The organism is Streptomyces sp. CC228A (genome assembly GCF_021390935.1).
In the GTDB taxonomy this organism is placed as follows: domain Bacteria; phylum Actinomycetota; class Actinomycetes; order Streptomycetales; family Streptomycetaceae; genus Streptomyces.
In genome coordinates this window covers 1,013,884-1,026,597 of record NZ_JAJPUI010000001.1, presented here as the reverse complement: position 1 = coordinate 1,026,597, position 12,714 = coordinate 1,013,884, and the positions used below count along the sequence as shown (strand labels likewise).

Here is a 12,714-nt window from a genome sequence, read left to right as displayed (position 1 = left end):
GCGGCGCGGCCCGCTACCAAAGTCGCCCGGCTCGATACTTACGGACCGGGTGCCTGTCCGGAAGACGGAAGCGGGCGGGGGCCGGCGGGAGGGACGATCAGTGCATGAAGAAGCTGGTGGAGGTCCTCGGCACACTGCTGCTGCTGTCGGGGGTGTGCGGGGTCGTCCGGGAGCTGACGGACGGGGAGTTCAGGTTTCTCGCCCTGACGCGTTTCCTGACGGAGGGCGTGCCCTTCCTGCGGGGGTACGAGATCGCCGCGAACGTGGTGGTGGCGGCGATGGGGCTCGGGATGGCGATAGCCGGCGACCGGTACGGCCGGGCGAGGGCCTGACGTCATGCGTCGGCGCCCACCGTGCCGAACCGGGCGGGGCCGGTGGGGCGGTAGGTGTGGATGGCCACTCCGGAGCGGGTGGTGCGGTGCCCGGTGAGGGCGAAGGAGGTGGGGGTGCCGGCCTCGGGGAAGAGGCGGCGGCCCGCACCGAGGAAGACGGGGGCGACGAGGAGGTTGCAGGCGTCGACGAGCCCGTGGGCGATCAGGTGCCGGGCGAGCCGGCCGCTGCCGTGCACTTGGATCTCCCGGCCGGGCTCCTGCTTGAGCCGCCGGACGGCGTCGGTCAGGTCCTCTCCGGGGAGGATGCGCGAGTTGTGCCAGTCGACGCTGTCCAGGGTGCGCGTGACGACGTGCTTGGGCAGGTTGTTGAGGCGGCTCGCGATCGGGTCGTCCGGGTCGGTGAAGTGGGGCCAGTACGAGGCGAAGATCTCGTAGGTGCGGCGGCCGAGGAGGAAGGCGTCGGCGCGGTCGAACAGCTCGTTCAGGAAGTCGCCCATGTCCTCGTCGGCGAAGGGCGCCAGCCAGCCGCCGCGGTCGAAGCCGCCGCTGCGGTCCTCGTCGGGGCCGCCGGGGGCCTGCACGACGCCGTCGAGGGTGAGGAAGGAGGTGAGGGTGAGCTCGGCCATGGCGGGTGCCTTCCGGGTCGTCGGTGAGGGTCTCCACCACCTCAGACCGCGCGGGCCGGGGAAACTCACCGGTGCGCCCCGACACGGCGCCCCGGTCCCCCCACCGGAGCAGCGGCACCCGGCACGGCCTGCGGCGCACGGCAGCTCGGCGACGCGTCCCGCCGCGGGGGCGGGCTCGCGTGATCCGACCGGGTGCGGGCGGGCTCGTCAGGCCGGATGCCGGGCGGGCTCCACTGGCCGGACGCGGGGCGGGACGCGTCTGGCGGGGCGCGGGGCGGAGCCTGGCGGGGTGGGGCGTTGGCCGCAACGCGCGGGCTCGCTGCGCCACCGCAGGGGCGGGCTCGTCAGGCCGGGTGCGGGGGCGGGCTCATCTGGCCGGATGCGGTGGGAGCCTGGCGGGGTGGGGCGTTGGCCGCAACGCGCGGGCTCGCTGCGCCGCCGCAGGGCCGGGCTCGTCCGGTCGGGTGCGGGGCAGGGGCGGGGCGCTCCGGTGCTGTCGGGCCGGGGCGCCCCGCCGCGGGGCGGGCAGGTGTCGTGCTGCCCGGATGGCGGGGGCCGGTCAGCCCCCGAGCTCCTGGTGGCGGGCGGTGAGGCGCTTGGCGCCCTCCTCCGTCAGGGAGCCGAAGAGGCGGAGGCGCGAGATGCCTCCGTCGGGGTAGATGTCGATGCGGACGTGGGTGCCGACGGCCGGTTCGGGGAGGACGAACCGGTGGTTGGTGTCGGGCTGGAGGCGCGTACGGGGCAGGAACTCGGTCCACTCCCCGTCCTCGCCGTCGCGGACGGACAGCGCGGCCCAGCCGGCGCTGTTGCCCTTGAGGTAGGCGGTGTCGATCTCGACGGCGCGGATCTCGGCCTGCTCGGCCAGCCGGTAGCGGATCCAGTCGTTGCCGCGGTCGCGGCGGCGCCGGGTCTCCCAGCCGTCGTCCATCTTGCGGGAGCGGCCCGGCTGGATGGTGTTGGTTGCCGGGGAGTAGAAGCGGTCGGAGGCGTCCTCGACGCTGCCGCCGTTCTCCAGGGCGGCCACGTCGAAGGTGCCGAGCGCGCCCAGCCACGACGGGTCGGGGGCGACCTCGCCGTACACGCGGAGGCGGGCGATGCCGCCGTCGGGGTGCTGGTTGACGCGCAGGTGCGTGAAACGCCGCTCCACGTCGACGGCGAAGCCGTTCGCCGCGTGGCCGCCGATGGCGGTGCGCGGCACGAGGGTGGTCCACTCCACGTCGGGGCCGAGGAGTTCCTCGGGCGACGGGGAGCCCGGCACGGAGGCGCCTTCGACGGACACGGCCTGCGGGTAGTTGCCGCGGAAGTGGGCGGTGTCGACGACGATGCCGCGGATGACTCCGGGGGCGCCGAGCCGGACGAGGGCCCAGTCGTGGTCCTCGGCGGCGGGGTGGGGCTGCTCGGCGGAGACGCCGCGGCGGCGCCGGGTCTCCCAGCCGTCCATGACCTTGCCCTTGTGGCCGAAGTGCTCGGGGTCGAACTCGGCGGCCTCGGGCTTGAGGAGGTTCTCGCGCTCGGCGAAGAACTCGTCGTTGGCGGCGACGACGCCCGCGCCGAGGCGGCGGTCGGCGAGGTCGGCGAGCCCGGTGAAGGGGAAGTCGGCGGTGCGGTAGTCGGCGTACGGGTCACCGCCGCCGTACGGGCTGGCGTCACCGGTGAAGCTGGGTATGCCGGTCGTGTCGGTCACGGGATTCACTTGTTCCTTTCGAGCAGTCGCCCGCTGCGCTCCGCGGGGATGCCGCGGTCGGCGATGCGTACGCCGCGCAGCCAGGTGGAGGTGACGACGCCGTACAGGGTGCGGCCCGCGTAGGCGGTGACCCGGTTGCGGTGGTGGAGCGCGGCCGGGTCGACGGTGAAGGTCTCGTCGGGGGCGAGGACGGCGAAGTCGGCGTCGCGGCCGGCTTCGATGGCGCCCTTGCTGTGCAGCCCCGCGAGGGCGGCGGGGGCGGTGGACATCCAGCGGGCCACGTCGTCCAGGCTGTGGCCGCGGCGGCGCGCCTCCGTCCAGATGGCGGGCAGCCCCAGCTGGAGGGAGGAGATGCCGCCCCAGGCGGTGGAGAAGTCGGGGGTCTTCAGGTCGGCGGTGGACGGGGAGTGGTCGGAGACGATGCAGTCGATCGTGCCGTCGGCGAGCCCCTGCCACAGCGCGTCCTGGTTGGCGGCCTCGCGGATGGGCGGGCAGCACTTGAACTCGGTGGCGCCGTCGGGCACTTCCTCCGCGGTGAGGGTCAGGAAGTGCGGGCAGGTCTCGGCCGTGACCCGGACGCCCTCGGCGCGGGCCGCGGCGATGAGCGGCAGGGCGTCGCTGGAGGACAGGTGCAGGACGTGGACGCGGGCGTCGAGGCGGCGCGCCTGCGCGATGAGGTTCTCGATGGCGGTGTTCTCGGCGTCGCGGGGCCGGGAGGCGAGGAAGTCGGCGTACTTCGCCGAGCTCTTCTGCGGCGCGGCGGCGAGGTGGTGCGGGTCCTCCGCGTGGACGATCATCAGCCCGTCGAAGCCGGCGATCTCGGCGAGGGAGGTGGCGAGCTGCTCCTGGTCGAGCGGCGGGAACTCGTCCACGCCGGAGGGCGACAGGAAGCACTTGAAGCCGTAGACGCCGGCGTCGTGCAGGGGCCGCAGGTCCTTGACGTTGTCGGGCAGGGCGCCGCCCCAGAAACCGACGTCGATGTGCGCCTTGCCGCGGGCGACGTCCTGCTTCACCCGCAGGTGCTCGACCGTGGTGGTGGGCGGCAGGGAGTTGAGCGGCATGTCGATCAGCGTCGTGATGCCGCCGGCCGCGGCGGCGCGGGTGGCGGTCCAGAAGCCCTCCCACTCGGTGCGGCCCGGGTCGTTCACGTGGACGTGGGTGTCCACCAGGCCGGGGAGGACGACGTCGTCGCCGACGTCCTCGACCCTGGCTCCCGCGGGGACCTCCGCGTCGTACGGCAGGACCGCGGCGATGGCCTCGCCGGACACGGCGATGGACGCGGCGCGCGTCCCCTCCGGTGTCACGACGCGCGTCGAGCGCACCACCAGGTTCACCTGTACGTCCATGCTCATGCCCTCCCCACTCCCCGAATCTCCGTCATGCCCATCCGTTCCAGCAGACTTCAACGAACTGTTGAAGGAGTGTTCACCGGGGTGTCCCGCGTCGTCAAGGGTCGCCCGAAAGGAGAGACTCCGCTTGGAGGTTTCCACGAAGTGGAATTAGAATTCCGACATGAAGAACGTAGCTCCGCACAGCGGGAGGGCCGACGCCCGCCCCGGGATCACGGGGGACACCCGGACAAACAGCCCCTGACCGGCATCGATTCCCCGACGCGGGCGCTGTGCCGCCCCGGCGGGCCCGGTAGGCTGCTGCCTTGTCCATCCGCCTCGAAAGGACCGTTGACGTGCCGACGTCCAGCGCCAGCGCCACCGACGCCGCCAAGCCCGCTGCGGGAGGCGGCGGCGTCCAGTCCCTTGAGCGTGCCTTCGACCTCCTGGAGCGGATGGCCGACGCCGGGGGCGAGGTCGGGCTGAGCGAGCTCTCGTCGAGCAGCGGCCTGCCGCTGCCCACCATCCACCGGCTGATGCGCACCCTGGTCGCATGCGGCTACGTCCGCCAGCAGGCGAACCGGCGCTACGCCCTCGGGCCGCGCCTGATCCGCCTCGGCGAGTCCGCGTCCCGGCTGCTCGGCACCTGGGCCCGGCCCTACCTGGCCCGCCTGGTGGAGGAGACCGGCGAGACGGCGAACATGGCGCTGCTCGACGGCGACGAGATCGTCTACGTCGCCCAGGTGCCGTCGAAGCACTCCATGCGCATGTTCACCGAGGTCGGCCGGCGGGTGCTGCCGCACTCCACGGGCGTGGGCAAGGCGCTGCTGGCTCACACCTCTCCCGAGGAGGTCCGGGCCCTGCTCGCCCGTACGGGCATGCCGGCGGCGACCGAGAAGACCATCACCACGCCCGACGGCTTCCTGGCCGCGCTGGAGCAGGTCCGCACGACGGGCTACGCGGTCGACGACAACGAGCAGGAGATAGGGGTCCGCTGCCTCGCCGTGTCGGTCCCCGACTCCCCCACCCCGGCGGCGATCTCCATCTCCGGACCCGCGGGGCGGGTCACCGAGGCCGCCACCGACCGGATCGTGCCGATCCTCCAGGAGGTGGCGCAGGACCTCTCGCAGGCCCTCACGAGCACGGCGGCTCCGCAGCCCTGAACCCGGCAGCCCCGAACCCGGCAGCCCTGGACCCGGCAGCCCCGCACGCGGCGACCCCGAATCCGGTAGGCCCGGACGCGGCAGCCCTGAAGCCGGCTCTGCCTCCACACCTGTGACGGTACCGGCCGGGGTGCGCCCCGGCCTTCCGGAGCGGTACGGGCGCGCATGCCTCCGGCCTCCGGCCTGTCAGGCACCGCCGGCCCCGGCTTCCCTCGGCCCGGCCACGCTTCGACCGTGCTGCGCCCGCCCCTTGCCGCGCCCCCCGGCCGGGGTGAGTCGGGAGCCGGAAGCCGGGAGTCGGGGGAGTCGGGGGCTCCGGAGCGCTTGGCCGCTCCTGTGGCCCGTCGGGCGGCATCCGCCGTCCGGCGGCAGGCCGGCCAGGAGCCCGGCCGGTCTGCCGCCCTCGCTGCCGGGCCGACGCGGGCCGGCTTCCGTGCCGTGCCGAAGCGCATGTCCCGCTCATGGGCGCGGTGATCCGCGCCGGAGGCGGGACAACCGACCTCTCTGTCCCGGAACACCCCGCAGCCCCCGCACGAGGGGCGCCGCAGCCCCGCCCCAGGGACGCCACCGGGCCGCCGACACCGCAGCGCCCCTGGGCCGCCGCCTGCGGCGCCCGTGGCACGCCGCTGGCACCACGCGCCCAGCGAGCCGCCGGACCCGCTACGCCCCGGGCCGCAGGGCCGGGGCACGCGACGGCGGGTCGGCCGCACCGCACCGCCCCGCGGGGCTCAGCAGGCCCGGCCGTCGCGGATGGTGACCAGCCGGTCCGCGTGGTCCAGATGCGTCCGGTCGTGGGTGACCAGCACTGTCGCCGTGCCGCGGCTGCGGGTCAGGGACGCCAGCAGGTCCAGCACCGCCGCCCCCCGCTCGTGGTCCAGGGCGCTCGTCGGTTCGTCGACGAGCAGGACGGCAGGGTCGTTCATCAACGCCCGCGCGATGTTGACCCGCTGCCGCTGCCCGCCCGACAGCTGGTGCGGCCGCCGTCCGGCCTGCGGGGCGAGGCCGACCGCGTCCAGCAGGTCCAGCGCCCGGGCCCGTGCGCGCACCCGGGTGCCGCGCGAGGCGCCCGCCAGGTGGGCCATCACCAGCAGCTGTTCCAGGGCCGTCAGCGACGGCAGCAGGTTCGGCTGCTGGAAGACGATCCCGACCCGGTCGCGGCGCAGCGCCGCCCGGCCCGCCCGGTCCAGCCGCCCGGTGTCGACCCCGTCGACCACGACCCGGCCGCTGTCCGGTGTCACCAGGGTCGCCGCCACCGCCAGCAGGCTCGACTTGCCCGAGCCCGACGGTCCGACGACCGCCGTCAGGGTCCCGGCCGGCACCTCCAGGCCGACCGCGTCGAGCGCGGTCAGCCGCCCGTCCCCGTCCGCGTACGTCAGCGTCACCTCGTCGAGCAGCAAGGTCATCGGGCGCTCCCGAGCGCGGTCAGGGGGTCGACGGCGGTGATCCGCCGGATGGACAGGGCCGCACCGACCGCACCCAGAGCGATCATCACGGCAGCCGGGCCGAGCACGGTCAGCGGCTCCAGCACGAACGGCACGCTGCCGTCGCTGACGAGGGCCCCGATACCGGCGGCCAGGCCCGTGCCGAGCAGGGTGCCCGCCGCCAGCATCACCACGGCCTGCCCGAGCGCGTCCTTCAGCAGGTACGGCGTGGAGGCGCCCAGCGCCTTCAGCACCGCCACGTCGCCGCTCCGCTGGATCGTCCACACGGTGAAGAACGCGCCGGTGACCAGGGCCGAGATCACGAACAGGAAGCCGCGCATCAGCTGCAGCGAGCCGTTCTCCGCCTGGTACGACGCTATGGCCTCCAGCGCCCCGTCCACGGTGCGGCTCTCCGTGCCCGCGGCCCGGTCGCCGTCCGCGTAGTCGACGCCCTCGCCGCCGCGCAGGACGACGACGGTGGCCTGCGGCCCCGCCGGCGCCGCCCCGGTGCGGGCGAGCGCCTGCCAGTCCTCCAGGGCGGCCCACACCACCGGGGTGTGGGCGTATGACGCGTCGCCCGCGACCGCCGCCACCGACGCCTCCCGGCCGGCGGTGCCGAGCCGAACCCGGTCCCCGCGGCCACCCCGAGTTCCTCGGCCGCCGAGTGCGACACGACGACCCGCCCCGGGCCGAACCGCGCGCTGTCGGGTGCGATCCCGGCGCCGGGCCGGGTGCCGAAGACGGACACGGCGGCCGTACGGCCCCCGGGGGCGGCCGCCGCGGCGTTCAGGGTGGTGACGCCGACCGGTTCCGCAGTCGTGACCCCGGGCTGCCGGGCCCATGTGCGCCAGGCGGCTTCCGGCACCGTCGACGAACCGAACGACACCTCCCGCCCCGAAGGGGGCGCCGCGAACGCCAGCCGGTCGGCGGGCAGCCCGGTGATCGCGGAGATGTTCTCCCGCGCCAGCCCGGCCGTCAGCCCCGACAGCAACCCCACGAGCAGCGTGATCAACACGATCACCGTGCCCATCAGCGCGAACCGCCCCTTGGCGAATCGCAGATCTCTCCATGCCACGAACATGCCGACCAGCCTGGTGGCCCGCCGCCCGTGCGGCATCGCGCCACGGATGGGCGCGGCATCGAACTTTCGGTTGAGGGCGGAGCCCCGCCGTCCGCCTACGCTGGACGGGCCATGGATCCACGTGCCCTCACCCCCGCCCTGCGCGTGCTGCGCGTCTGCCTCCATCTGCTGATGGCGGGCCTGCTCGCGCAGGCGGCGCTGCGGGCCCTGGCGGAGGGGCCTGCGGCGCACGCGACCGCCGTGACGGCGGCGGCCGCCCTGACGGGCGGGGTGTACGCGGCGGGCCCGATGATCCGTACCGTACGGCGGTCGCCCGCGGCGGCCGCGGTGTGGCTGGGGGCCCTGTGCGCGGCGTGGCTGGTGCTGCTGGCGCTGACCCCGGACGCGCTCTGGGTGGCCTTCCCGCTGTACTTCCTGCAGCTGCATCTGCTGCCGGTGCGGTGGGCGCTGCCGGCGGTGGCGTCGACGGCGGGCGCGGCCATCGCCGCGTACGTCGGGCACGGGGCGCGCCTCAACCCGGGGGTGGTGATGGGTCCGCTCCTGGGGGCCGCGGTGGCGGTGGCGACGGTGCTGGGCTACCAGGCGCTGTACCGGGAGAGCGAGCGGCGGCGCCGGCTGATCGAGGAGCTGATCTCGACGCGCGCGGAGCTGGCCGCGGCGGAGCGGCACGCGGGGACGCTGGCGGAGCGGGAGCGGCTGGCCCGGGAGATCCACGACACGCTGGCGCAGGGCCTGTCGTCGATCCAGCTGCTGCTGCGGGCGGCGCAGCGCGCCCTGCCGCAGGACTCGCCGGCCGCGGGGCACATCGAGCACGCCCGGCGGGCGGCGCAGGACAACCTCGCGGAGGCCCGGCGCTTCGTCCGCGCCCTGACACCGCCGGACCTGGAGCAGCACGGGTCGCTGGCGGCGGCGCTCAGGAGGCTGTCCGAGCAGTCGACCGGCGTCCACGGCCCGTCCGTGCGCTGCACTGTCTCCGGTACGCCGGTGCCGCTGCCCACCCCGTACGAGGTGGCCCTGCTCCGCATCGCGCAGTCCGCCCTGGCGAACACGGTGCGGCACGCGGCGGCGGGCCGCGCCGAGATCACGCTGACGTTCATGGACGACTCGGTCACGCTCGACGTGGTCGACGACGGTACGGGCTTCGTCCCGCCGCCCGGCGGCCCCTCCCCCGGCCTGTCGGCCGACGGCGGCGGCTTCGGACTGCCGGCGATGCGGGCCCGCGCCGAGTCGCTGGGCGGTACGTTCGCCGTCGAGTCGGCGCCGGGCCAGGGCACCGCCGTGGCCGTCACCCTGCCACTGCCTTCTGCGGAGGTCGCCGCATGACGACGGCACCGTCCATCCGGCTGCTCCTCGCCGACGACCACCCCGTCGTACGGGCCGGGCTGCGTGCCGTGCTCGACACGGAACACGACTTCACGGTGGTGGCGGAGGCCGCGACCGCGGAGGCCGCGGTGGAACGGGCCGCCGCCGGCGGCGTGGACGTGGTGCTGATGGACCTGCAGTTCGGTGCGGGCGGGAGCATGCACGGCTCGGAGGCGACGGCCGCGATCGCGGCGCGGGGGCCCGGGGCGCCGAGGGTCCTCGTGCTCACGACGTACGACACGGACGCGGACATCCTGGCGGCGGTGGAGGCGGGGGCGAGCGGCTACCTGCTGAAGGACGCGCCGCCGGAGGAGCTGGCGGCGGCGGTGCGCACCGCGGCGGCTGGCCGGTCGGCGCTGGCGCCCGCCGTCGCACACCGGTTGATGCACCGCATGCGCACGCCCGGCGAGACGCTGACCAAGCGGGAGCTGGAGGTCCTGGAACTGGTGGGCGAGGGCCTGTCCAACCAGCAGATCAGCAAGCGGCTGTTCCTCAGCCAGGCCACGGTGAAGTCCCACCTGGTGCACGTCTTCGCCAAGCTCGGCGTCGAGTCGCGCACGGCCGCGGTGGCGAAGGCCCGAGCCCACCACCTCATCCGCCGCTGAGCCAGGCAGCCCGTGCCGGGGCCGTTACGCGGAGCTCGGGGCCCTGGCCGGCCTCAGGGGTCCCAGCGGCCTCGGGGCCTCGGGGACTCGGGCCCTGGGCGGCCTCGGGGCTTCGGGGCCTGGGCGGCCTCAGGGCCTCGGGCCCTGGGCGGCCTGAGGGCCTCGGTGCCTCAGGGACTCGGGGTGCGGAACCGGTCGATCGCTGCCGCACTTCCCCGAGCCCCCACACGCACAACGCACTCACCGGCCCGATGGCCCCCGCCGCCACCAGCAGCGCCCCCGCAACCGCCGCGCCTCCGGCGGCGGCCCGTCCGCAGCCATCGCGGCGAGCGCGCCCCGCTCCTCCGACGCGACGGCCCGGTGGGTCGGCTCGGTGGGTCGGCCCGGTGGGCCGACTCGGTCCGCGACCCGGCGCGTTCGCGACGCAGCCGCGGGAGCGCGGCGCCCAGGCGCACACCCCCGCGGCTCCGCACCGCGACCCGCCATCCCCGTCAGTTCGACTGCTCGACGTCCATGCCGCCCCGCCACACCGTCAGGTCGAACGAGATGTACTCGCTGGGGTCGCTGGCGGGCGAGAACGCCTTCACGGTGATGAGGGAGACGTCCCCGGCACCGTTCTGGAAGCAGACCCGGGTTCCCTTGCTCATCTGGGCCCTCTCGATCAGAGTGGCGTACCGGGTCTCGTTCACACATGTCTCCAAGGTGCCCGGCTGGCCGTTGCGCAGGAGGATGAGCCGTCCCCCGGTGCTCTCGACGGTGAGACCGGAGAGGGTGTACTCAAGGTCGCCACCGTCGCCCTTGGGCTTCACCGGGTCGTCGGCGAGAGCGATCTCGTACCCCCTGGTGAGGTCGATGCCCCGGTAGTCGACAGGGGTCGGCGGCGTCACCGGGCCGCCGCCGGTGCTCCGCGAGGGCGTCGCACCACCGGGCTCGTCGCCACCGGGCTCGTCGCCACCTGCCTCGACGTTCTTCGGGGCGTCACTGCCGGATGCGCCTCCGGTCTCCGCCGGGGACGGGCTACTGGCTGCCCCGCGCTTCGCGGTGTCGCCTTGGGACTGGCTGCCCTTGTCCTTCTGCTGGCCGAGGAAGTAGTACGCGGTCACGCCACCCGCCACGGCGAAGGCCACGATCGCCGCCACCGCGATGAGCCCGGCCCGGGACTTCCGCTTCGGCGCCGGTGCGGGCGCGGGCGCGGCGGGTCCCGGCTGCCCGAAGCCCGCGCCCCCGACGACGGGGTGGGTGTACGGGTGCGGCGCGGCGGCCTGCTGCTGGACGTGGCCCGGCGGCGGGGTCGGGGCGTACCCGGCGGTGGGCGGCGGGGTCGGCGCGTACCCGGCCGCGGGCGGCGGGCCGAATCCCGGCGGCGGCGTGGAAGGCGCCGCGTGGGCGGTCGCGGGATGGGTGGGCGCGGCCGGGGCGGGGCCCTGGCCAGGGGGCGGAGTGCCGGGTGAGGCCGGCGGGGCGGCGGGAGGGGTCGGCGTCTCCGGCGCGGTGGACGGTGCCGCGGGCGCCGCGCCCGCCGGGGGCTGGGCCGGAGGCGGCGGCGTCGTGGACGCGGCGGGTGCGGCGCTGCCGCGCGGGTCGTGATGTCCGCGGCGACGGCACCGGGCAGCCACTCCTCGGGCCGCCGCAGCGCGGTCAGGTCGCTCGCGCTCTGGCACAGGGTCAACACCTCGGCCACCGAGGGGCGCTCCTCCGGCGCCTTGGCGAGGCAGCGGGTCACCAGGTCCCGCAACTGCTCGGGCAGTCCTTCGAGCTGGGGCTCCTCGTGGACGATCCGGTACAGCACGCCATGTGACGTGCCCTCACCGAAGGCGGGGCTGGCCGTCGCGGCGAACGCGGCGACCTGGCCCAGCGCGAAGATGTCCGTCGCGGCGGTGACCGTGCTGCCTGCGGCCTGCTCGGGCGCCATGAAGGACGGCGTGCCGATGGTGACACCGCTGCTGGTGAGCGAGGTGGCGTCGGCGGCGCGGGCGATGCCGAAGTCGATGACGCGGGGCCCGTCGGACGCGAGCAGCACGTTGCCCGGCTTGAGGTCGCGGTGGACGATCCCGGCGCTGTGGATGACCTGGAGGGCCTCGGCGATCCCGGCGACCAGCAGCAGGACGGTGTCGACGGGCAGCGGCCCGTGCTTGTGGACGGCGTCGGCGAGCGAGGGCCCGGGCACGTAGGCGGTGGCGAGCCACGGCTCGCGGGCGTCGGTGTCCGCGTCGATCACCGGGGCGGTGTAGAGGCCCTGGACGCGCTGTGCGGCCTGGACCTCGCGGGCGAAGCGGCGCCGGAACTCGGCGTCCTGGGCGAAGTCCGGCCGGATCACCTTGATGGCGACGGGGCGGCCGCCGGGGGTGTAGGACAGATAGACCTTGCCCATACCACCGGCACCGAGCCTGGCGGCCAGCCGGTAGCCGGCGACGGAACGCGGGTCATCCTCCTCCAGCGGCTGGAAGACGGTTCCCCCATGGTGTGGTCCACCACTCATCAATCCATGTCTCCTGAAGATGACTTGACGCGTACAGGGCGTACGCCGACGGCACCACGGTGCCGGATCCGCACCCTATCCATGGGTGGTGGTCGCCCTCCATGCGCCTACGTGTGCGGTATGCACTCCTCATGGACCATCCGAGAACAACCGGCACGGCCGACACGGCGGGGGCGCCGGGAACGGCGGAGACTTCCGGCACGGGCAGCACTTCCGGTACGGCGGCCGCACCCGGCACCGCAGGTGCCCGCACCGGCGGCACGGGCGACGCGCAGGCCGCGACGCCCGCTTCAGCCACGCACGGCACGCACGGCACGCACAGCACCTCCGTCACGCACGGCACGCACGGCACGCACAGCACCTCCGCCACTCCAGGCATCGGTGACACGCACGGCGCCTCCGCCACTTCAGCCACGGGCGACACGCGCGGCATGTCCGCCACTTCGGAAACGGGTGGCGCGGGCGGGGCATCCCTCACCCCCTGCGCCGGCAGCACGCGCGACACCCCCGCCATGTCGGTCCCGGACGACGCACCCCCCACCCCTGGCAGCGGCACACACACCGGCTCCGGCGGCCGCACCCGCCCCGCTCGTCCCGTCGGCACCACCACTCACCCTGCCGCCCGCTCCACCG

8 protein-coding genes and 2 pseudogenes are annotated in these 12,714 nt (G+C 75.1%); 4 read left to right on the top strand and 6 right to left on the bottom strand.

Features of this window, described 5'->3' with window-relative positions; genetic code table 11:
* Positions 1–104: 104 nt before the first annotated feature.
* On the top strand, positions 105–332 hold the full coding sequence (locus L6E17_RS04545; RefSeq protein WP_236239426.1) for a hypothetical protein: 228 nt from the start codon (positions 105–107) through the stop codon (positions 330–332).
* A 2-nt stretch (positions 333–334) separates the two neighbouring features.
* On the opposite strand, the gene L6E17_RS04540 is transcribed toward L6E17_RS04545, so the two are convergent.
* The 3 genes from L6E17_RS04540 to allB form a co-directional block, all read right to left on the bottom strand.
* The gene (locus L6E17_RS04540) at positions 335–958 is read right to left on the bottom strand and encodes a dihydrofolate reductase family protein (RefSeq protein WP_236239425.1); all 624 of its coding nucleotides are present in this window, start codon (positions 956–958) and stop codon (positions 335–337) included.
* Between the two features lie 559 nt (positions 959–1,517).
* The gene (gene alc / locus L6E17_RS04535; RefSeq protein WP_236239424.1) at positions 1,518–2,642 is read right to left on the bottom strand and encodes an allantoicase; all 1,125 of its coding nucleotides are present in this window, start codon (positions 2,640–2,642) and stop codon (positions 1,518–1,520) included.
* 5 nt (positions 2,643–2,647) lie between these two features.
* Positions 2,648–3,988, bottom strand: coding sequence for an allantoinase AllB (allB, locus tag L6E17_RS04530; protein ID WP_236239658.1), 1,341 nt, complete (start codon positions 3,986–3,988; stop codon positions 2,648–2,650).
* A 338-nt stretch (positions 3,989–4,326) separates the two neighbouring features.
* On the opposite strand from allB, the gene L6E17_RS04525 reads away from it, so the two are divergent.
* Positions 4,327–5,133, top strand: coding sequence for an IclR family transcriptional regulator (locus L6E17_RS04525; RefSeq protein ID WP_236239423.1), 807 nt, complete (start codon positions 4,327–4,329; stop codon positions 5,131–5,133).
* A 728-nt stretch (positions 5,134–5,861) separates the two neighbouring features.
* Here L6E17_RS04525 and L6E17_RS04520 read toward each other — a convergent pair.
* Both L6E17_RS04520 and L6E17_RS04515 read right to left on the bottom strand, forming a co-directional pair.
* Positions 5,862–6,536 carry an ABC transporter ATP-binding protein gene (locus L6E17_RS04520; protein ID WP_236239422.1) on the bottom strand — a complete coding sequence of 225 codons (675 nt, stop codon included), beginning with the start codon at positions 6,534–6,536 and terminating at the stop codon, positions 5,862–5,864.
* Positions 6,533–7,635, bottom strand: a pseudogene (locus tag L6E17_RS04515) (ABC transporter permease). The gene L6E17_RS04520 and the pseudogene L6E17_RS04515 overlap by 4 nt, the downstream one beginning before the upstream one ends.
* 111 nt (positions 7,636–7,746) lie before the next feature.
* On the opposite strand from L6E17_RS04515, the gene L6E17_RS04510 reads away from it, so the two are divergent.
* Positions 7,747–8,958, top strand: coding sequence for a sensor histidine kinase (locus L6E17_RS04510; RefSeq protein ID WP_236239421.1), 1,212 nt, complete (start codon positions 7,747–7,749; stop codon positions 8,956–8,958).
* Positions 8,955–9,602, top strand: a complete 648-nt coding sequence (locus L6E17_RS04505; RefSeq protein ID WP_236239420.1) for a response regulator transcription factor — start codon at positions 8,955–8,957, stop codon at positions 9,600–9,602. The genes L6E17_RS04510 and L6E17_RS04505 overlap by 4 nt, the downstream gene beginning before the upstream one ends.
* A 491-nt stretch (positions 9,603–10,093) precedes the next feature.
* Here L6E17_RS04505 and L6E17_RS04500 read toward each other — a convergent pair.
* Positions 10,094–12,081: pseudogene (locus L6E17_RS04500) on the bottom strand (serine/threonine-protein kinase).
* Between the last annotated feature and the right edge of the window lie 633 nt (positions 12,082–12,714).